This window comes from Clostridium coskatii (genome assembly GCF_001675205.1).
GTDB lineage: Bacteria > Bacillota > Clostridia > Clostridiales > Clostridiaceae > Clostridium_B > Clostridium_B ljungdahlii.
This window is the reverse complement of the sequence record NZ_LROR01000088.1, coordinates 111,963-133,645: the sequence shown is the minus strand read 5'-3', so window position 1 is coordinate 133,645 and position 21,683 is coordinate 111,963. Positions and strand designations below refer to the sequence as shown.

The 21,683-nt window shown below is 29.2% G+C and carries 22 protein-coding genes and 1 rRNA gene; 13 read left to right on the top strand and 10 right to left on the bottom strand.

The window, feature by feature from the left end:
* From CLCOS_RS19245 to dnaA, 8 genes are all read right to left on the bottom strand, one after another.
* Window positions 1-120 (bottom strand): 16S ribosomal RNA (locus tag CLCOS_RS19245); the annotation flags it as partial.
* A 497-nt stretch (window positions 121-617) separates the two neighbouring features.
* Window positions 618-3,089 carry a DNA gyrase subunit A gene (gene gyrA, locus CLCOS_RS19240; protein ID WP_063601253.1) on the bottom strand — a complete coding sequence of 824 codons (2,472 nt, stop codon included), beginning with the start codon at window positions 3,087-3,089 and terminating at the stop codon, window positions 618-620.
* A 17-nt stretch (window positions 3,090-3,106) separates the two neighbouring features.
* Entirely contained in the window at window positions 3,107-5,017 is a 1,911-nt protein-coding gene (gene gyrB / locus CLCOS_RS19235) for a DNA topoisomerase (ATP-hydrolyzing) subunit B (protein ID WP_174377515.1), read from the bottom strand.
* Window positions 5,018-5,037: 20 nt separating this feature from the next.
* Window positions 5,038-5,301 (bottom strand): extracellular matrix regulator RemB, encoded by a 264-nt coding sequence (gene remB / locus CLCOS_RS19230; RefSeq protein WP_013236719.1) that lies wholly within the window; start codon window positions 5,299-5,301, stop codon window positions 5,038-5,040.
* 18 nt (window positions 5,302-5,319) lie between these two features.
* Window positions 5,320-6,420 (bottom strand): DNA replication/repair protein RecF, encoded by a 1,101-nt coding sequence (recF, locus tag CLCOS_RS19225; protein ID WP_013236718.1) that lies wholly within the window; start codon window positions 6,418-6,420, stop codon window positions 5,320-5,322.
* Between the two features lie 69 nt (window positions 6,421-6,489).
* On the bottom strand, window positions 6,490-6,696 hold the full coding sequence (gene yaaA, locus CLCOS_RS19220) for a S4 domain-containing protein YaaA (RefSeq protein ID WP_013236717.1): 207 nt from the start codon (window positions 6,694-6,696) through the stop codon (window positions 6,490-6,492).
* Window positions 6,697-6,723: 27 nt separating this feature from the next.
* Entirely contained in the window at window positions 6,724-7,827 is a 1,104-nt protein-coding gene (gene dnaN / locus CLCOS_RS19215) for a DNA polymerase III subunit beta (protein ID WP_013236716.1), read from the bottom strand.
* 256 nt (window positions 7,828-8,083) lie between these two features.
* On the bottom strand, window positions 8,084-9,436 hold the full coding sequence (gene dnaA / locus CLCOS_RS19210; RefSeq protein WP_013236715.1) for a chromosomal replication initiator protein DnaA: 1,353 nt from the start codon (window positions 9,434-9,436) through the stop codon (window positions 8,084-8,086).
* A 597-nt stretch (window positions 9,437-10,033) separates the two neighbouring features.
* On the opposite strand from dnaA, the gene rpmH reads away from it, so the two are divergent.
* From rpmH to CLCOS_RS19145, 13 genes are all read left to right on the top strand, one after another.
* The gene (gene rpmH / locus CLCOS_RS19205) at window positions 10,034-10,168 is read left to right on the top strand and encodes a 50S ribosomal protein L34 (RefSeq protein WP_013240860.1); all 135 of its coding nucleotides are present in this window, start codon (window positions 10,034-10,036) and stop codon (window positions 10,166-10,168) included.
* Between the two features lie 50 nt (window positions 10,169-10,218).
* A complete protein-coding gene (rnpA, locus tag CLCOS_RS19200) occupies window positions 10,219-10,554 on the top strand; it encodes a ribonuclease P protein component (protein ID WP_013240859.1) in 336 nt (111 codons plus the stop codon).
* Window positions 10,551-10,760 (top strand): membrane protein insertion efficiency factor YidD, encoded by a 210-nt coding sequence (gene yidD, locus CLCOS_RS19195; RefSeq protein ID WP_013240858.1) that lies wholly within the window; start codon window positions 10,551-10,553, stop codon window positions 10,758-10,760. Before rnpA ends, yidD begins: the two co-directional genes overlap by 4 nt.
* 20 nt (window positions 10,761-10,780) lie before the next feature.
* Entirely contained in the window at window positions 10,781-11,437 is a 657-nt protein-coding gene (locus tag CLCOS_RS19190) for a membrane protein insertase YidC (RefSeq protein ID WP_013240857.1), read from the top strand.
* 16 nt (window positions 11,438-11,453) lie between these two features.
* A complete protein-coding gene (gene jag, locus CLCOS_RS19185; RefSeq protein WP_013240856.1) occupies window positions 11,454-12,080 on the top strand; it encodes an RNA-binding cell elongation regulator Jag/EloR in 627 nt (208 codons plus the stop codon).
* Window positions 12,081-12,382: 302 nt separating this feature from the next.
* Window positions 12,383-13,762 (top strand): tRNA uridine-5-carboxymethylaminomethyl(34) synthesis GTPase MnmE, encoded by a 1,380-nt coding sequence (mnmE, locus tag CLCOS_RS19180; protein WP_063601252.1) that lies wholly within the window; start codon window positions 12,383-12,385, stop codon window positions 13,760-13,762.
* 11 nt (window positions 13,763-13,773) lie between these two features.
* Window positions 13,774-15,660: a tRNA uridine-5-carboxymethylaminomethyl(34) synthesis enzyme MnmG gene (mnmG, locus tag CLCOS_RS19175; protein WP_063601251.1), complete on the top strand. Its 1,887-nt coding sequence runs from the start codon at window positions 13,774-13,776 to the stop codon at window positions 15,658-15,660.
* A 25-nt stretch (window positions 15,661-15,685) separates the two neighbouring features.
* Window positions 15,686-16,399 (top strand): 16S rRNA (guanine(527)-N(7))-methyltransferase RsmG, encoded by a 714-nt coding sequence (gene rsmG / locus CLCOS_RS19170; RefSeq protein ID WP_013240853.1) that lies wholly within the window; start codon window positions 15,686-15,688, stop codon window positions 16,397-16,399.
* Between the two features lie 99 nt (window positions 16,400-16,498).
* Entirely contained in the window at window positions 16,499-17,272 is a 774-nt protein-coding gene (noc, locus tag CLCOS_RS19165) for a nucleoid occlusion protein (protein WP_063601250.1), read from the top strand.
* A gap of 135 nt (window positions 17,273-17,407) precedes the next feature.
* On the top strand, window positions 17,408-18,175 hold the full coding sequence (locus CLCOS_RS19160) for a ParA family protein (RefSeq protein WP_063601249.1): 768 nt from the start codon (window positions 17,408-17,410) through the stop codon (window positions 18,173-18,175).
* Between the two features lie 7 nt (window positions 18,176-18,182).
* Window positions 18,183-19,043, top strand: a complete 861-nt coding sequence (locus tag CLCOS_RS19155; protein WP_063601248.1) for a ParB/RepB/Spo0J family partition protein — start codon at window positions 18,183-18,185, stop codon at window positions 19,041-19,043.
* Window positions 19,044-19,095: 52 nt separating this feature from the next.
* The gene (locus tag CLCOS_RS19150) at window positions 19,096-19,599 is read left to right on the top strand and encodes a DUF4446 family protein (RefSeq protein ID WP_013240849.1); all 504 of its coding nucleotides are present in this window, start codon (window positions 19,096-19,098) and stop codon (window positions 19,597-19,599) included.
* A 56-nt stretch (window positions 19,600-19,655) separates the two neighbouring features.
* Window positions 19,656-19,886 (top strand): YkuS family protein, encoded by a 231-nt coding sequence (locus CLCOS_RS19145; RefSeq protein WP_013240848.1) that lies wholly within the window; start codon window positions 19,656-19,658, stop codon window positions 19,884-19,886.
* A 13-nt stretch (window positions 19,887-19,899) separates the two neighbouring features.
* On the opposite strand, the gene yyaC is transcribed toward CLCOS_RS19145, so the two are convergent.
* Window positions 19,900-20,487: a spore protease YyaC gene (gene yyaC / locus CLCOS_RS19140; RefSeq protein WP_013240847.1), complete on the bottom strand. Its 588-nt coding sequence runs from the start codon at window positions 20,485-20,487 to the stop codon at window positions 19,900-19,902.
* A 78-nt stretch (window positions 20,488-20,565) separates the two neighbouring features.
* A complete protein-coding gene (ytvI, locus tag CLCOS_RS19135) occupies window positions 20,566-21,621 on the bottom strand; it encodes a sporulation integral membrane protein YtvI (RefSeq protein ID WP_063601247.1) in 1,056 nt (351 codons plus the stop codon).
* Between the last annotated feature and the right edge of the window lie 62 nt (window positions 21,622-21,683).

Genomic DNA, 21,683 nt, shown 5'->3' with positions numbered 1-21,683 from the left:
CCCACGTGTTACTCACCCGTCCGCCGCTAATCCACTCCCGAAGGAGCTTCATCGCTCGACTTGCATGTGTTAAGCACGCCGCCAGCGTTCGTCCTGAGCCAGGATCAAACTCTTAATTTAAAAGTTTGTATTGACTCTTCTTATTACGAAATTACTTTTTTAGCTGCTCTCACAGCTCAAAAGAATTGCTGGTTTATTCTAAATAAGTTGTACTTATATCTTCCTCTGTTTAATTTTCAAGGATCATTTTGCCGTCTCACTTCGACAGCTTTTATAGTATATCATCTATTTCTTACTTTGTCAACATCTTTTTTTCAAAACGTAATTTTGAATTGCACGAGACATTACAATTGATATTCTCAAATTAATATCTTCGCTTGATGACGACAGTTGCTATTCTAACACATTACGTATATGCATAATTCAAAAATATCACCATTATATAAAATTACCTTATAATACATACACTATAATACTTATTCCTTAAGTATTCTTATACTGACACACTAGGTTATGTTGCTTTTTTAATATAACAAAATAAATACTAGTATCCTAATCAAGACACTAGTATTTATTTTATTTAAACCATTTAATACTATTTAATCTAAATGGACTTATTATTCTTCTACTTTTTTATCATCTATATCATTACTTGTATTATCACTTGTATCATCACTGCAATTTATCTTAGCAATTGCAACAACCCTTTGTTCTTCATCTGTTCTCATAAGAGTAACTCCCATAGTATTTCTATTTGTAACAGAAATCTCAGATACATTGAGCCTTATAGCTACATTACTGCTATTTATGAGCATCATTTCATCCTCATCTTTTACAACTCTAGCACCAACTATTAAGCCGGTTTTTTCTGTAACTTTGTAAGTGATAATTCCTTTTCCACCTCTTCTATGAATAGTGTATTCGGATACTGGAGTTCTTTTACCAAATCCATTCTCACTAATTACGAGAACATCTTGAGACTTATCTACGATATCCATAGCTACAGCTATATCACCAGTTCTTAAAGTTATGGCTCTTACTCCCGTTGTATTTCTTCCCGTAGGTCTTACATCATCTTCACTGAATCTTATAGCATATCCATTTTTAGTGAAAATAAGAATTTCACTCTCACCCGTAGTCATTCTAACTCCTATAAGTTCATCTTCATCTTTTAAATTTATAGCATTTAATCCATTTTTTCTTATAGAAGCATATTGACTTATCTTAGTCTTCTTTATCAATCCATATCTAGTAGCCATGATAAAATAATTGTCCTTATCAACTTCCTTAAAGGATATAACTGCTTGAATTTGTTCGTCTCCTTGTAGAGGTATTAAATTAACTAAATTTGTTCCTTTAGCCGTTCTACCCGCATCAGGAATTTCATAACCCTTTAATTTGTATACTTTACCTTTGTTAGTGAAAAATAAAATATTATTATGGGTTGATGTAATAAATATGTGCTCTACAAAGTCATCCTCTTTTGTAGACATTGCTTGTATTCCCTTTCCCCCTCTTCTTTGGGAAGAATAGGTATCAGCAGAAATTCTTTTTATATATCCTGAATGAGTTAGCGTTATTACTACTTCCTGCTCTTCAATAAGATCTTCAATATTTATATCATCATTGCTTATCTGTATTTCAGTTTTTCTTTCATCACCATATTTATCTCTTATCTCAATTAATTCATCTTTAATTATCTTCAGCAGCAATTCTTTATTTTCTAGTATTTCCTTGAGATGTTTTATTGTTTCCATCAATTCATTATATTCATTTTCAATTTTTTCTCTTTCAAGACCTGTAAGTCTTTGAAGTCTCATATCCAAGATAGCTTGAGCCTGTTTTTCTGAAAGACTAAATTCAGACATTAACCCATTCCTTGCATTCTCTGCAGTTTTAGATGATCTTATTAGATGTATTACCTCATCTATATGATCTAATGCTATTTTTAATCCTTCTAGAATATGAGCTCTAGCTTGAGCTTTGTCTAAATCGAATTTAGTTCTTCTAGTTACAATTTCTTCTTGAAATTGTAAATAATATACAAGCATCTGCTTTAAATTCAGTACTTTGGGTTCATTATTTACAAGAGAAATCATTATAATTCCAAAAGTATCCTGCATCCTTGTATGTTTGTACAGCTGATTAAGAGTTACATTAGGATTTGCATCTCTTTTTAATTCTATAACTATTCTCATTCCATCTCTATCTGATTCATCTCTAATATCAGATATTCCATCTATCTTTTTATTCTTAACAAGGTCAGCCATATTTTCTATAAGCTTTGATTTATTAACTTGATATGGAATTTCAGTTATTATTATTCTGTTTCTACCTTTAACTTCTTCAATTTCAGCTTTAGCCCTTACTAATATTTTTCCTCTTCCAGTTTCATAGGCACTTCTTATACCTGATGTGCCAATTATTATTCCTGCAGTTGGGAAATCAGGACCTTTTATAGATGTCATAAGCTCACTAATTGTTATATCTGGATTGTCTATTATCATTATGACACCATTTATAACTTCAGTAAGATTATGAGGTGGTATATTTGTAGCCATACCTACTGCTATTCCAGCAGAACCATTTACAAGCAAATTAGGAAATCTTGAAGGTAAAACTGAAGGTTCTTTTTCTTCACCATCAAAGTTTGGAACGAAATCTACTGTATTTTTATTTATTCCCCTTAGCATTTCAAGTGTTATCTTATTCATTTTAGCTTCAGTATACCTCATTGCTGCCGCACTATCTCCATCTACTGAACCAAAATTTCCATGACCATCAACTAGAGTATACCTAATAGAGAAGTCTTGTGCCAATCTAACTAGAGCATCATAAACTGCTGTATCTCCATGTGGATGATATTTACCTAAAACATCTCCTACAATTCTTGCACACTTCCTATATCCCTTTTCAGGAGTAAGTCCTAACTCATACATAGAGTACAGTATTCTTCTGTGAACTGGCTTTAATCCATCACGTACATCTGGAAGTGCACGGCTTACAATAACACTCATGGCATAGTCTATATAACTTTTTTTCATTTCACGGCTTATGTCTACTGGTAAAATTTTTCCTTCATCAAACATCTATTACACCTCTCTACTTATATATCTAAGTTTACAACTTTTTTAGCATTTTCTTGTATAAAATTTCTACGAGGTTCTACCTTGTCACCCATAAGTATAGTAAAGATTTCATCAGCAGCCATAGTGTCCTCTACATTTACTTGAATAAGAGTCCTTGTTTCAGGATTCATTGTAGTATCCCAAAGTTGCTCTGAATCCATTTCTCCAAGTCCTTTATATCTTTGTATATCTACATTACTGTCTTTCCCACCTATTTCAGTAAGCAATACATCTAATTCATCATCTGAATATGCGTAGTATTCCTTCTTCCCTTTAGCTACTCTATATAAAGGTGGTTGAGCTATATAAACGTGACATTTTTCAACAAGTTCCTTCATATATCTGAAGAAAAAAGTAAGTAATAATGTTCTTATGTGCGCACCATCTACATCTGCATCTGTCATTATTATTATTTTATTGTATCTTATTTTATTTACATCAAAGTCTTTTCCTATACCTGCTCCAAATGCCGTTATCATAGCTCTTATTTCTTCATAGCCAAGTATTTTGTCAAGCCTTTGTTTCTCAACATTCATTATTTTACCACGTAGCGGAAGTATAGCTTGAAATTTTCTATTTCTACCTTGTTTTGCAGATCCACCTGCAGAATCACCCTCGACTAAATATATTTCACATTCAGAAGGATCTTTAGATGAACAATCTGCTAATTTTCCTGGAAGAGAAGTATTTTCAAGTATAGATTTACGTCTTGTAAGCTCTCTTGCTTTTCTTGCCGCTTCTCTAGCACGTGATGCCATAAGTGATTTATCAAGTATCATCTTTGCTACTTGAGGATTTTCCTGTAAAAAATTATTTAAGGACTCTCCCATTATGCTGTCAACTATACCACGCACTTCACTATTTCCTAGTTTTGTTTTCGTCTGGCCTTCAAATTGAGGGTCTACAAGTTTTACAGATATAACTGCAGTAAGGCCTTCCCTTATATCTTCTCCTGATAGGTTCTTATCATTTTCTTTTAATATACCAAATTTTTTTGCATAATCATTAAATACTCTAGTAAGTGCTGACTTAAATCCAGCTAAATGAGTTCCACCTTCTACTGTATCTATGTTATTAGCAAAAGCAAAAATATTTTCAGTATACCCATCATTGTATTGAATAGCAATTTCTACAGAGTAGTCATCTTTTTTGCCTTCTACGTATATAGGCTCTTTATGAATTGGTTGTTTATTTCTATTAAGATAAGTTACAAAGGACTTTATTCCACCTTCATAGTGAAATATTTCTTCTTTATCATCTCTCTCATCTTCTAACCTTATTTTTATACCCTTGTTTAAAAATGCCAATTCTCTAAGCCTTTGAGCCAATGTATCATAATCATATTCTATTTCATCAAATATTTCTGCATCTGGTTTAAAGTGAATTTTTGTTCCGTGCTCCTCACTATCACCTATTATGTCAAGTCCGCTTGCTACTTTTCCTCTTTTAAATACCTGTCTCCATATATGGCTTTCTCTTTTTACTTCAACTTCACAGATTTCAGATAAAGCATTTACAACTGATGCTCCAACTCCATGAAGTCCGCCGGAAACTTTGTATCCTCCACCACCAAATTTCCCTCCTGCATGTAGTATAGTCATTATAACTTCTACAGTTGGTTTCTTCATTTTATGGTGCATTCCAACAGGCATTCCTCTACCATTATCCGTAACTGTTATAGAATTATCTTTATGTATAATTACATTTATTTTATCGCAATATCCTGCCAATGCCTCATCTATGCTATTATCAACTATCTCATACACTAAATGATGAAGCCCCCTAGAACTAGTACTTCCAATATACATTCCAGGTCTTTTTCTAACAGCTTCAAGACCTTCTAATACTTGTATTTGATTTTCATCATAAGTTTGCTTTTTTTCTTGCATCATACCTATATCCTCCTATTTTAGAGTTCGTAACATAAAATTTCTGACCTTTTAGCTAGTGTGGATGAAGATATAGGTGATAAATAAATTCTACTTTTTTTATTTACTTCCGCAATAATGAATGATTTAGGTTTATCTTTTGTAATTTTTTGAACAAATCCATCTTCTTCAGCCATTCTTAAAAATTGGGTTGTATCAGAATTATATGTTGAAGTTTCAATATCAAATATTCCAATTATATCTTTTATCGGAACAACTATATTTTCACCTAAATGTAAAAACATAACAATCTCCTTTCAAAATTAAATTCTATTCATCTTTCCACTCTTTACAATAAATATTTGATTTTCTTTTTTTACATTTTTTTTAATGTCGCCAATTCCTGTACCCGTTATAAATGTTTGTATTTCATCTATAGAATTTAATATATACTTTTGTCTATTTGCATCTAGTTCAGATAAAACATCATCCAGTAATAAAACGGGATATTCTCCTGTAATTTCTTTTATTATTTCAAGAGACGCAAATTTCATAGTTAGAACTGATGTCCTTTGTTGTCCTTGGGAACCGAAGTTTCTTACGTTTATACCATTTATGCTCGTAACAAAATCATCCCTATGTGGACCATAGAGGGTAATACCTTTTTCTATATCCCTTTGCCTATTAGTTTCCAAAACTTTAAACAAGCTGTTTTCTATATTATCTAAGTCTGTTATAGATGTTACATATTTAAATTCTATTTTTTCAGTTTGTGAAGTTATATCTTCATGAATAATTTTACCCATTTTGCTAAGTTTGTTTATGTATTTATTTCTGAGATCTATTATAACTGCACCATATTTAGACAACTGGATATCATATATATCAAGAATATCACTATTACTGTTATTCCGTTTTCTAAGTAATAAATTTCTTTCACTTAGAACCTTGTTATATTGAACTAAGTTATAATAATATCTTTTACTGAATTTACACAGCTCTATATCTAAAAATTTTCTTCTGAAAGAAGGAGATTCTTTTATTATTTTTAAATCTTCTGGAGAAAACATTACTACATTAAAAATTCCCATAAGTTCAGACAGTTTATTTACCCTTATAGAATTTATGTTTATTCCCTTTTTGCCTTCTTTGAATATCTTTATTTCTATTTTTTTATCATTTAAGTTGTGTGATGAACTATATACCCCAGCTTTTATATAAGCATATTTGCCATTCCAATTTATTAATTCCTTATCCTTATTTGTTCTTGGTGACTTGCCTATACTGCAATAGTATATACTCTCTAATATATTTGTTTTTCCTTGTGCATTATCTCCTATAAATACATTTAAATTTTTATCAAATTCCATTTCTAGTTCTTTATAGTTTCTAAAATTAATAAGTTTTAAATACTTGATATACATATAAAAACACCTATTTATAATTATATCACAATATATAATGCACATTTAATACTAAATTTTTAATTGCACCTATATAATTTTATAAGTTTTTTCTTGAAATTCAACTGTAAATCCTTGTGAAAGTTTTCTTCCTCTTCTTGTTTCTACTTCTCCATTTACCTTTACCATTCCATCTTTTATAAACATTTTAGCTTCAGATCCTTGTGAAACAGCCCCACACCATTTTAGAAAAGAATCTAATTTTATTACATCTGTATTAATTTTAATTTCATTCATTTTCTATTATCTCCAATTTTTTTATTTTTAATTGTTTAAGAGCCTTACAGGAAGTACTAAGTAAGTACAATTATCTTTATCCTTATTTTTAATTACGCATGGACTTACGCTGCTAGAGAATTTCATGATGATTTCTTCTTCGTCCATTATTTTTAAGACATCTATTAAGTATTTTGAATTAAATGCAATTTTTAGTGTGTCTCCTTGCAATAATATGTTTAGTTCTTCTCTGACCATTCCTAATTGAGAATTTGAAGTTATTATCATGTTGTTTTCTTCTATTTCTAATTTTATTAAATTGGTATTACTGTCTTTAGCCATTAGTGAAGCTCTTTCAATACAACTTAAAAGTTCTTCTCTTTTAGCTGTTACTTGTAAATTAAATTCATCTGGAATTATAGAATTATATTTTATAAATTCACCTTCCAGTAATCTAGATATAATTTTAGTATTATCTAAATTAAAAAGTATGTGATTAGGTGTAAAAGTTATATTTACATTTTTATCATTATCTTCTAAGATTTTAGAAACTTCACTTAAAGTTTTTTCTGGAATTACAGCATTTATTATGTTTTCTGTATTAAGATATTCTGATTTTAAAGCTAATCTATATCCGTCTAATGCTACTAAATTTAATTTTTTGTCCTTGATTTCAAATAAAATTCCTGTAAGTATAGGTCTAGTTTCATCTTGAGCTGCAGCAAAAATAGTACTTTTTATCATATCTTTTAGTATTTTTTGAGGTATTAAGAAAATAATATTTTCATTTATATTAGGTATTTCAGGAAAATCTTCTGCATTCATATGAATTAGATTAAATTTAGATTTTTGACATATTATTTCTATTGAATTATTTTCTGTAGTAGAAATATTTATATTGTCATTAGGTAATTTTCTTATAATTTCTCCAAATAATCTAGAATCAACTACTACGGATCCCTCTTCTTTTATTTCTGCATTTATTTTTGTTTCTATACTGAGGTCTATATCTGATCCAGTTAATTTAATTTGGTTTTTACAGGTTGTAATAAGTAGACCATTTAATATTGGCATACTGGATTTCCCTGTAATAGCTTTTTGTGCTATTGAAATAGCTTCTTGTAATTCTGTTTTTGTACATATAAAGTTCATTTAATGTCCTCCTTTATTCACAATGTAGAAAGATATATAGAATATAGATAATTAATTAAATTTAGTAATAATAGTAGTAGGGGCTGTGATTATGTGGATAACCTTTGAATGCGTTGATATAGGGTAAAAAAATGCGAAAAATAATTGTGGATAAGTAATTGATAAAAATTGACGTTATCCACATAATTAGAAAAAAAAATATTAATATTTTTTATGCACAGTGTTATTACTAAATAATATTAACAGTTGTTGATATTTAATTTTGATTTAGTCGTTTTGTTAAATCGCCTATAGCATTTTGAAGACTTTCATCTTGTTTTAAATTAGTTGATATTTTTTCATAGGCATGTATTACGGTAGTATGATCCCTTCCACCAAATTCTTCTCCGATTTTTGGCAAAGACATATCTGTAAGTTTTCTACACAAGTACATAGCTATTTGCCTTGGAAAAGCTACATTTCTTGTTCTTCTTGCAGATTTTAAATCATCTACTTTTAAGTTATAATAGTTGGCAACTACATCTTGTATTAAGTCTATAGTAACTTGTTTTGATTGTTTGCTTGAAATTATATCTTTTAAAGCCTCTACTGCCAAATCTATACTTATTTCTTTATTTGTAAGTGAGGAGAAAGCGACTATTCTTATTAGCGCACCTTCAAGTTCTCTAATGTTGGATTTAATTTTAGTAGCTATATACACCATTACTTCATTAGGAATATTTAAATTTTCGACGTCTGCCTTCTTTTTTAATATAGCCATTCTAGTTTCAAAGTCTGGTGGTTGAATGTCTGCTATAAGTCCCCATTCAAATCTAGATCTAAGTCTATCTTCTAATGTAGGGATTTCTTTTGGTGGTCTATCACTAGATAGAATTATTTGTTTATTAGCCTCGTATAATGCATTAAAGGTATGAAAAAATTCCTCTTGGGTTCTTTCTTTACCTGCAATAAATTGTATATCATCTATTAAGAGTACATCTATATTTCTATATTTATTTCTGAATTCTACATTTTTATCATCTTTTATTGAATTTATAAGTTCGTTTGTAAATTTTTCAGATGAAACGTATACTACTTTAGATTTACTATTATTGTTTAATATGTAGTGTCCTATAGCATGCATTAAATGAGTTTTGCCTAGTCCTACGCCTCCATATATGAATAGGGGATTATATGCTTTTGAAGGTGATTCAGCTACAGCAAGTGAAGCTGCATGAGCGAATCTATTGCTATTACCTATAACGAAGGAATCAAAAGTATATTTTGGATTTAGCATGGTTGACATTTCATCATTTACCAATACGGAATTTTTATTGTGTCTTTTATTAGTATTGTCTAATGTTAAAGCTTCTTCTGATTCAGAGGCAATTAAAAATTTAATGTTATATTTTTTTGAAGTAATTAATTTTAGAGCATTAGCTATTAAATTTTTATATTTACTAGTTAATATGCCTTTGGTAAGGTCATTTGGTACACTTAATATGAAGGTGTCATTTTCAATAGATACAGGAGTAATACTTTTAATCCATGTGTTAAAGCTTACTTCAGTAATTTCACCATTTATTATGTTTAAAGATTGTTCCCATATTTCTTTTGGATGGGCATTCATTTTGTATCCTCCAGTCTTAGAAAAATAATTCACAACATATTTACATGATTATAAACGTCATTATATTTTCTTGACATATGTTTATAAAAATATTCACATGTTTATAAATATGTTTATATCTTTTAAATAAAAAAAGTTATAAACAATAACCGTAAAATAAATATTAACATTATCTACAATGAATAATGTTAGTAAAATAGTTAAAAATGTATAAATGAATAGGAAGTTTATATAAAATAAAACAACTTATGCACATTTTTATCCACAGTTGTGGATAAGTTATATATTTTTAAAGTTATTAACAGGTCTCTATTTATAATATCAAAACCTAACTACCTATTCAAGAAGTTATCCACAAAAACCGATAAAAAATATTAACAGGTAATGTTTTTTATCCATTTTTGTAGTCTTCATTTTGTATTGACATTGTAACTTAGTGAATATATAATTTAATAGTAAAACTTTAGGATTTATAATTAGGTGAATTGATTGCTTTTATAAATGTTAGTTTACATGAGAGTAATGTATTTGTTGCGCTCTATATATAATAAGTAAAGAAAAAATAAATGCTAAATTGGAAAGGAGTTGTGTTATAGTATGTGGATGACTTATCAACCAAAAAAGAAACAAAGAAAAAGAGAGCATGGCTTTAGAAAAAGAATGAGAACTTTGTCAGGAAGAAATGTTATTAGAAGAAGAAGACAAAAAGGTAGAAAGAGATTAACAGCATAAGGGCCGCTTTTGTGGCCTTTTTCTGCAAGCAGAAAAAAGGAGCAAAACATATGGATGTTTACAGAATAAAAAAGAATGCAGAATTTAGAGCTGTGTATAGAAGAGGAAAATCTTTTTCTAATAATCTATTAGTATTATATATCTACAGAAATAAAAAGGGTATAAATAGATTAGGTATATCAGTGAGTAAGAAGGTAGGAAAGAGTGTTATTAGAAATAGAATTAAACGATTAATTAAAGAAAATTTTAGGTTGAATATTGAAGACATAAAAGTTGGATATGATTTAGTATTTATAGCTAGGAATTTGTCAAATGGTAAAAGTTATATAGAAATAGAGAATTCCATGAAAAATTTAATTAAAAAAGCAGGTTTGTATAATAAATGAAAAAATTTTTAATTTTTTTAGTTAAATTGTATATGAAATATATATCACCTTTGAAGGGTCCATGTTGTAGATTTTACCCTACTTGTTCACAATATACAGTAGAAGCATTGCAAAAATATGGTACTATAAAAGGTGGATTTATGTCTATAAAGAGAATATTGAGGTGTAATCCATTTTGCAAGGGAGGATATGACCCAGTTAAATAAATTTCGGGAGGTTTAATATTTTGCAATATCTAAATAATGCTTTTGTTCAGTTTTTTGAGTTTTTACATCATAGTGTAACTTCCGTCATACCTAATCAGAATATGTCTTATGGTATCGCAATAATTTTAATGACTATAATAATTAGAATTATAATACTTCCACTAGGTATAAAACAAGCAAGATCTTCACTTATAATGAATGAAATTCAGCCAGAGGTAAAAAAGCTACAAGAGAAATATAAAAAAGATCCTCAAAAAGCACAGCAAGAAATGATGAAATTATATAAAGAAAAAGGAGCAAGTCCTTTTAGTGGATGTTTACCACTTCTAATTCAATGGCCTATTCTAATAGCTCTCTATTATGTTTTTAATAATCTATCAGGAATAAATGGCGTTAGTTTTTTGTGGATAGGGGATTTAGCTAAAACAGATATATTCCTTGCTATTTTATCGGGCGTAACTACTTTCTTATCAGGATATTTGATGATGTCAGGTAATAGCGAACAAGCAAAGCAGGCAAAGACAATGAATATAGCAATGTCTGCAGTCATGGTATTTATGAGTATAAAGTTTAAAGCAGCTTTAGTACTTTATTGGGTTGTTAGTAATTTAATTCAAATAGCACAAACTGTTGTTTTGAAAAAGATTGAAATGAAAAAAGGAAATATTAAGGCTTAGGGGGTGGCCATGTGTTATGGATTTTATAGAAACGACTGGGAAGACAGTAGAGGATGCATTTAAAACTGCACTTTCTGAATTAAAAGTTGAAGAAGATAAAGTGGAAATGGAAGTTTTAGATGAAGGCAATAAAGGTTTTTTTAATATTATAGGAACGAGGCCAGCCAAAATAAGAGTTACGGTTAAGAGAGATTATATAAATGAAGCTAAAACATTTTTGAGAAGTATTTTAGATAAAATTAAGGTAGAGGCTGAAATAGAAATAAAAGAAGACAAAAATGGCATAAAAATATATTTAACTGGTCAAGAAATGGGAATACTTATAGGATATAGGGGAGAAACGTTAGATGCACTTCAGTATCTTGTAAGTCTTGTAATAAATAAAAATCATGATACAGAATATAAGAGAGTTGTTTTAGACACAGAAAATTATAGATTTAAAAGAGAAGAAACTCTAAAGAGACTTGCTAGAAGAGTAGCTGAGAAGGTTAAGAGGACAGGTAGAATAATTAAGTTAGAACCAATGAATCCTTACGAGAGAAGAATAATTCATTCTGCCCTTCAAAATAATATTTATGTGAATACATATAGCGAAGGTCAGGAACCCTTTAGAAGAGTTGTAGTGGATTTAAAGAAAGCCTAAAGGCTTTCTTTTTTACATTTAGAAAAATAAATGAGAGATACAAAATAATTTTAAACGTTAGCTAGATTTAGATTATCTTATGTGTAGAAGTATATTTATCAATAAATCTTACTTAGTGGGAAAAGCAAATGTTCCAAATCTTTGATTTGCTGATAGTTGCTTTCTCTTTAGAGTTTTGTTTCTCTCACTAAGTTTAGATGAATTATCTAGGGGCTTAGCTACTGTTAGCTCCCACTTTGATAGAAGTGGGAGTGTTACAGTAGGTAGCCATCAGATAAATTATATTTTGAGGAAGTGAAATGATGAAAGAGTTTGATACAATAGCAGCTGTAGCTACGGTTTTAGGTGAAGGTGGCATATCGATTATAAGAATTTCAGGCTGTGATTCACTTAAAATAGTTAATAGTATATTTAAAGGAAAAAATAATAAAAATTTGATTGATATGAAGCCTTATTCTATGAGATATGGTTATATAGTAGAAAAAAGTACTGGTGAATTACTAGATGAAGTACTTGTTAGTTTTATGAAGTCCCCTAAAAGTTATACTTCAGAAGATACAGTTGAAATAAATTGTCACGGTGGAGTTGTGGCAACTAAGAAAGTACTCGAGGAAGTTATTAAATCTGGAGCTAGAATTGCAGAGCCAGGAGAGTTTACAAAAAGGGCATTTTTAAATGGAAGGATAGATTTAAGTCAGGCGGAAGCGGTAATTGATATAATTAGAGCAAAAACTGAACTTTCGATGAAGTCAGCTGTACAGCAGTCTACTGGTAAGATTTCTAAAGAAATTAACGCACTTAGAGAAAAGCTTTTAGAGGTAATTGCACATATAGAGGCTACAGTGGACTATCCTGAAGAAGACTTAGAAGAAATGACATCAGATAAGGTTTCCATGAGATTACAGGAAATATTAGACGAAATAAATCATATATTAAGCACTGCGGAAGAAGGTAAGATAGTCAGAGATGGATTGAATACAGTAATTGTAGGAAAACCTAATGTAGGTAAGTCCTCACTTTTAAATTCTTTAATTAGAGAAAATAGGGCAATAGTTACAGATGTACCAGGTACAACAAGGGATGTTATAGAGGAATATATGAATATAGATGGAATTCCTATAAAGGTAATTGATACTGCAGGGATAAGGGAAACGGAGGATTTGGTAGAAAAAATTGGCGTAGAAAGATCTAAACAAAAGATAGATGAAGCTGATTTAGTCATATTAATGCTGGATTCAAGTGAAGAATTGGATGATGAAGATAAAGAGATTATGAATTATGTAAAAGATAAAAAATATATAATTCTATTAAATAAAATTGATATAAATGATAAAATAAATTTAGACGATATTTGTAATTTAGATTCCAGTTGTATAATAAAAACTTCAATAAAGACAGGTAAAGGATTGGATAAGATAAAAACATGTATTAAAGACTTGTTTTTTAAAGGTGAGGTTAAACCGGGAGATTTATTTATAACTAATGCTAGACATAAGGAAGGACTTATAAGAGCTAAGGAAAGTTGTATTGAAGCTTTAGGAGCATTAAAGAATACATCTGCTATAGATTTGGCATCTATAGATATAAGAAATGCATGGGATAATCTTGGCAAGATAACTGGAGACACCTTAGAAGAAGATATAATTGATAAAATATTTTCACAATTTTGTTTAGGAAAGTAGGTAGTTAAAAATTGGAGTATTTTTCAGAAAAATATGATGTAATAGTTGTAGGAGCAGGTCATGCAGGTTGTGAAGCAGGACTTGCAGCTGCTAGAATGGGTTGTAAGACTTTAGTGTGTACAATGAATTTAGATAGTGTAGGATTTATGCCTTGTAATCCTAATGTTGGTGGAACTGCTAAAGGGCATTTAGTAAGGGAAATAGATGCTTTAGGTGGAGAGATGGGTGTAAACATTGATCATACTTTTATACAGTCAAGAATGCTTAATACTTCTAAAGGGCCAGCAGTACATTCACTTAGGGCTCAGGCTGATAAGAAAAACTATTCAGTTAGAATGAAAGAAGTACTTGAAAAACAAAATAACTTGTCTTTAAGACAAATAGAAGTACTAAGTATAAGAACAGATGATAAAGGAAAAGTATGTGGTGTATTAACTAAAAATGGAGCATATTTTGAGACGAAAACTGTTGTTTTGGCTACAGGAACTTATCTAAAGGGTAAAGTTATCATAGGAGACGTAAGTTATAGTTCGGGGCCAAATGGATTTATGCCTGCTAATGACCTTTCTCAAAGTTTACTTGATCTTGGTATAGAACTTAGAAGGTTTAAAACTGGTACACCAGCTAGAGTAAATAAGCGAAGTGTTGATTTTTCAAAAATGATAGAACAACCAGGTGATAAGAAAATAGTTCCTTTTTCTTTTATGAGTGGAAATTTAGATAGAAGCCAAATATCTTGTTATTTAACGTATACTACAGAGAATACTTTAAAGGTAATAAGAGATAATATAAATAGATCTCCACTTTATAATGGTTCTATTAAATCTGTAGGTCCTAGGTACTGCCCTTCAATAGAAGATAAAGTAATGAGATTTCCAGATAAGGAAAAGCATCAGATATTTATAGAGCCTGAAGGTGAAAATACGGACGAACTATATGTAGATGGGGCATCTACTTCTATGCCAGAAGATGTGCAGATTGCTATGTATAGAACTATAGCTGGACTTGAAAATGTAGAGTTTTTAAGAACAGGTTATGCTATTGAATATGATTGTATAAATCCAACACAACTAAAACTTTCACTAGAATTTAAGAAAGTTGAAGGATTGTTTGGTGCAGGTCAGCTAAATGGAAGTTCAGGATATGAGGAAGCTGCTTCTCAGGGAATAATTGCAGGTATAAATGCTGCGCTTAAATCACAAGGCAAGCCACCTCTTATTTTAAAGAGATCAGATGGATATATAGGCGTTTTAGTAGATGACTTAGTTACAAAGGGAACTCAGGAGCCTTACAGAATGATGACATCACGAGCAGAGTATAGGTTGATACTGAGACAAGATAATGCAGATTTGAGACTTACGGAACTTGGACATAAAATAGGACTTGTTAGCGAAGAAAGATATGGAAAGTATTTAAAAAGAAAAAGTGACATTGAGAAAGAGGTTGAAAGAATAAAAGATATTCACATAACGCCTAAAAAAGAAGTAGTTGATTTTTTAAATTCTATAGGTTCTTCTGAATTAAAGAAAACTACAAGCTTATATGAGCTTATTAAAAGACCAGAGCTTGACTATTTTAAGGTACAACCACTTGATGTAGATAGACCAGAGCTTGGGGAAGATATTCAAGAAGAAGTTAACATTATTTCCAAATACGAGGGGTATATTGAGAAACAATTAGAACAAGTAAGTCAATTTAAAAAATTTGAAAATAAAATTATACCTGAAGACATAAACTATGATAAGATAAATGGACTGAGAATAGAAGCTACCCAAAAGTTGAAAAAAATAAGACCTATGAGTGTAGGTCAGGCTTCTAGAATTTCAGGGGTTTCTCCAGCAGATATTTCTGTTTTACTAATTTATATGGAGAAAAAATATAGAGAAAAGGATCTGTAAATGAAGGTAGATTGGAGAACTAAATATGCAATATTTTAAAATTATAGATACTGCGTGTAAAGATGTAGGACTAGAATTTGATGAAAAAAAGTATAGTAAATTTATAAAATATAAGGATATATTAAAATTTTGGAACAACAAAATCAATCTTACTACTATAGTAGAAGATGAAGATATAATAAAAAAACACTTTATAGATTGTGTAAAAATATTTAAATTTTCACCATTAAGAGATATTTCTAATGTTATTGACATAGGAACAGGAGCTGGATTTCCAGGTATACCTATGAAGATAGTTAATCCTCAAATAAAAGTAGTGCTTTTAGATTCGTTAAATAAGAGGATAAATTTTCTGAATCAAGTTATATCAGATATTGAATTAAATGATATAAAATGTATACATGGAAGAGCAGAAGATTTTTCTAAAGATATTGAGTATAGAGAAAAATTTGATGCAGCAGTTTCAAGGGCTGTAGCAAATTTAACTGTTCTAAGTGAGTTTTGTATTCCTTATATAAAATTAGGTGGATATTTTGTGGCTATGAAAGGTCCATCTGTTGAGGATGAAATTAAGGAAAGTAAAAAAGCTGTTAGTATTTTAGGTGGGAAAATAGAGGATATAATAAAAATAGAAAATGATGATCTTAATCATAATTTAGTCGTAATAAAAAAAATTAGGAGAACACCAAATATGTATCCAAGAAAGGCAGGTATAGTTTCTAAAAAACCACTAAAATAAATGTAACAATTTGTCGGATAAAAATTATATAAATTAGAAGGATTTTATAAAACCGTGAAGAAATGTTAACAATAGGAAACATAAGAGGGATGGTTAAATATGCAAAAGAACGTTAATTATATACCCGTAGATTTAATTTTACCTAATGTATATCAACCGAGAAAATATTTTAATGAAGAAAGTTTAGAAGAGTTAGCTCAATCTATAAGTTCATATGGAATAGTTCAACCACTGTCAGTAAGAAAATTAGGTGAAAATAAGTACGAATTAGTTGCTGGGGAAAGAAGACTGAGAGCAGCAAAAAAGGCAGGACTTACTGAAGTTCCTGTAATAATAGTAGACATAAGTGATAAAGAATCTGCTGCAATTGCACTTTTAGAAAATTTGCAGAGGGAAAATTTAAATTTTTTGGAAGAAGCAGAAGCATACTATAATTTAATAAAGGATCATTCTTATACTCAAGAGAAACTAGCTGAAACTATAGGAAAAAAGCAATCTACTATTGCAAATAAGATTAGACTTCTTAGACTTGATAAAGAAATTAGAATTATGTTACTAGAGAATAACTTAACTGAAAGGCATGCGAGAGCCTTATTAAAACTTCCAACATTGGAGATTCAGAAAAAAATATTAAAGATCGTAATTAAGAAATCTTTGAATGTAAAGAAAACAGAAGAGCTTATCAATAAAGAATTGGACAAGCTCATCAGTAATAAAAAAAATAAAAGAAAGAAAATAAAAGGAATATTTTCTCCTAAAGTATATATAAATACAATTAAGCAGATTTTTGATAAATATGGGTTGAATGCAAAGTATACTTCAGAGGATTCAGACGAAGAGGTTCAGATTATAATTACTATTCCTAAAAAATAAAATGTTTCACATGAAACATTTTATTTTTTTATAAAAATTTAAATGTTAATTAACAATAAAAACTCTTTTATTCTTTTAAATAAAAATATATAATTAGAAAAGATGAATATATAAAGCTGGAAGGAGGGAATTTGAATGAAGGTAATATCCATATTTAATCAAAAGGGTGGGGTTGGTAAAACTACTACTTGTATCAATTTAAGTGCTTATTTGGCTATGCAAGGATATAAAATATTGAATATAGATATTGATCCTCAAGGTAATACTACTAGCGGATTGGGAATTGATAAGGAAAATTTAGATGCTTCTATATATGATATATTAACTTCAGATGTTGAGATAGATAATGTTATAAAAAAATGTGAATTGATAGATAATTTTTCTATAGTGCCATCAACTATAGAACTAGCTGGAGCTGAAGTGGAATTAATAAATAAAGAAAACAGAGAAAATATATTAAAGAATAATTTAAAAAAGTTAAAAGCTAAATTTGATTTTATATTTATAGATTGTCCTCCGTCTTTGGGACTTTTGACTATAAACGCACTTACAGCATCAAATAGTGTGATTATACCTATTCAATGTGAATTTTATGCTTTGGAAGGTGTTGGACAACTAGTTAACACAGTACAATTGATAACAGAATCCTTAAATAAAGACTTAAAAATTGAGGGGGTTATTATGAGTATGTGTGATGGGAGAACTAATCTGTCTACTCAAGTGATTTCAGAAGTAAAAAAATATTTTAAAGATAAAGTATATAAAAGTACCATACCTAGAAATATAAGATTAGCTGAAGCTCCTAGTTTTGGACTACCTATAGTACTTTATGATGATAAATGTAAAGGTGCTAAAGCTTATGAAAGATTAACTAAAGAATTTTTGCATAGGCAAAAGGAGTGAGTGAGATTTGAATAAAAAATATGGATTAGGTAAAGGACTTAGAGCATTGATACCTGAAAGTGCGTTAGAAGAGAAGGAAGAAAGCAAAAAGGATACAATACTTATTGATATTGACTTAATAAGTGCAAATAAAACTCAACCTAGGAAAAACTTTGATGAACAAAAAATATTGCAACTTTCTCAGTCAATACAAGAGCATGGTATAATACAACCACTTATACTTAATAAAATAGGAGATGATGCATATAGCATAGTTGCAGGTGAGAGAAGATGGAGAGCTGCAAAATTAGCTAATATTAAAGAAGTGCCTGCAATCATAATGAATTTATCTGATAAGGAAATCCTAGAAATTTCCCTTATAGAAAATATACAGAGACAGGATTTAAATCCAATAGAAGAGGCTTTAGCTTATAAGAGATTAATTAATGATTTTAATTTAACTCAAGAAGAATTAAGTGTAAAGATAGGTAAATCGAGGACTGCAATTACTAATTGTATGAGACTTTTGAATTTAGACAGTAGAGTTCAAGAATATATAATAGATGGAGTTATTACAGAAGGGCATGGTAGAGCACTCTTGGGTGTGGACGATGGAGAACTACAATATAAATTAGCACAAAGTATAATAGATGAAAATTTAACAGTTAGAGATATAGAAAAAATTATTAAAAATCTAAATTCTAGTAAGGCAGCTAAGAATGATAATATAAAAAAAGCAAATCCCTATTATGTAGATATAAGAGAAAAACTAGAGGATTTATTTGGTACTAAGGTTTCACTAATGGATAAAAAAAATAAAGGAAAAATACAAATAGAATATTATTCTCAAGAAGATTTGCAGAGAATATTAGATATACTAAAAATTTAATACGTCTTGTTTAAATGTTTCATGTGAAACATTTTTATGAAAGGAGAAAGATATGCAAAATATTATTAGCTTAATAGGAAGTTTACAACCTTATATTATAATTGGATTAGCTGTATTAGTATTGATATTGTTAATTATGAATATGGTGATTTTTACATCTTTAAGTAGATTGGAAAAAAGGTATAGAAAAATCATGAGAGGTTCAAACAATAAGAATTTAGAAGAACTTATTGTAGGTTACTTAGATAATATAGATGATGTAAAAGAACAATCTAAAGACATGAAAGAACTTTATAATAGCTTAAATTTAAAAATAAAAGACTGCATTCAAAAAATATCCATTATAAGATACAGGGCTTTTGAGGATGTAGGAAGTGACTTGAGTTTTTCAGTTGCACTACTAGATGGGAAAAATGATGGTGTAATAATTACAGGAATATATGGAAGAGATGAGAGTACTACTTATGCAAAACCTATTGATAGCGGAATGTCAAGATATGAGTTATCTCAAGAAGAAAAACAAGTTTTAGAAGAATGTGTAAATAAGAAAATATAATAACTTACATAAAGAACCTCCTTAAGGGAAAATTATCTTTTAAGGAGGTTTTTTATATGAAAATATATGTTACTAAGAATCTAAGTTATATAAGTTATGAATTGCAAAAAAGAGGATATATAATAGTAACAGATGATTCAGATACTAAATATAATGTTATAATTTGCAAGCTAAAAGATGACGGACTTGCAAACTTAAATATAAAGAACAAGGATATTCTAATAATTGATTTAGGAAAAAAGAATATAGAAGAAATAGAGTATATACTTAGAGATAGAGTATTTTAGTATAAGTAAAACATTAAGCTTCTATATTTTGAAAAAAACTTGTATTCTTTTTACCACCTATAGTTTTTAATATGGAATGATATAACCCTCTAGAAATTGTGTCTGCAAGTTGCATAACAGTAAACAATCGAGTATTTTGTAATACCATAAATTCCATGGCTCCACAGATATTTACGATGCCTGTTATACTTAAATCTCCTACTTGAGGTAATGATTTTTTCATTGCAGATCCGGGGGTAAGAGGCTTTGTTTCTATTATTATTTTGCCTACATCTTGAATAGTGCCAAGGCAAGCATCAATTGCTATTATAAAAGGTTTGTTGTATTTAGAATTTATTTCAGTTATAATATTTTTAAGATTTTTTGCATGTACTGGATACTGTAAATTACCATATAGTTCAACTTTATTCCTCATTAGAAACTTCAATTTATCTCCTACTATTGGACCTAAACTATCTCCAGTAGATCGATCTGTTCCTATACAAAGTATTACTATAGTTCTACCTGATTTAACAACGGGATATATTTCATCACTTATTTTATCTCTTAAAGTGTATACGGAATTTCTACATGTGGAATCTAACGTTAATTTTTTAATCATAAGAAAACCTCCTATATTATGATTTTTGCCATATGGAGGTTAATTATACGTATAATTTACATTTTTTATTATAAAATTTTACAGCATGTCTAATTTATGAAATATATTAAAAAATACAACTAAAAATATGCAAAATATTATGCCTATAAATCCGTCTGCTTTTAAGCCTATAAATAACGCTGCTAATACGGCTACAGGATGTACACCAAGAGATGAAGAAACTATTTTAGGTTCTATAATTTGTCTTATAACTGAAACCAAAATGTAAGCTATAATTAATCCCGTGCATGTGATGTAATTATTAAATATTGCAAGATAAATAATAGCAAGAGGTAAATATATAGCACCAATTCCTATAATAGGAAGTAAGTCTGCTATAGCACAAATTATACTGAGGATTAAGGCATATTTAATTTTAAACAGTGAAAATACTATGAGTGTTTCCAAAAAAGTGATTAAAATTATTATAAGGTAGGATAGTATGTAATTTTCCAACATCCGTTTACTTTCATTATATATTTTTAATATTTTATCTGTTTTGTTTTGCGGTATCAAAGTATTCATACTTATTTTAGAAGAAGTCATATCTCTAGTAAAAAAATATGTGGCAAGTAGTGTGAAAAATATTACCATCAATATGTAAGGAATTGTAGTCAATAGGTTTATTAAAGAAGAAACTAATTTACCTGAAACAGTTACTGCTATATTTGACAATTTAGTAATAAAACTTGTAAAGTTTTTTTCTAAAGCATTTATTATATAAGGGTCTAAGTTATTATAGTATTTTTGCAATTTGTAAAAAGAGTTATAAACGTTATCAGAATTCCTAGAAATGTATAGCTGAGTGTTTTTACCTAATTGTATAGTTTCTTGTGTAACTGCCGTTATTCCAAATGATAGTACTGTTATTATTACGGTAAAAAATATTATAGTAGTAATTAAAGAGGATAGAGCATGGTTGATTCTAAGTTTTCTCGAAATAAAAATAGTAGGTCTTTTTAGTATTAGAGCAAAAGCAAAAGCTAAAACAAATGGCAATGTGTAATTAAGTGTACTGAAGAATACTAAGAAAATTATAGTATAAAGTATAATAAATAAACTAATTCTATTTATTTTGTTTATCAATTCATTCACGATTTAAAAGCTCCCTTCTTGATTTTCCCTAATTAATAAATTAAATAAAACATATTTTTTAT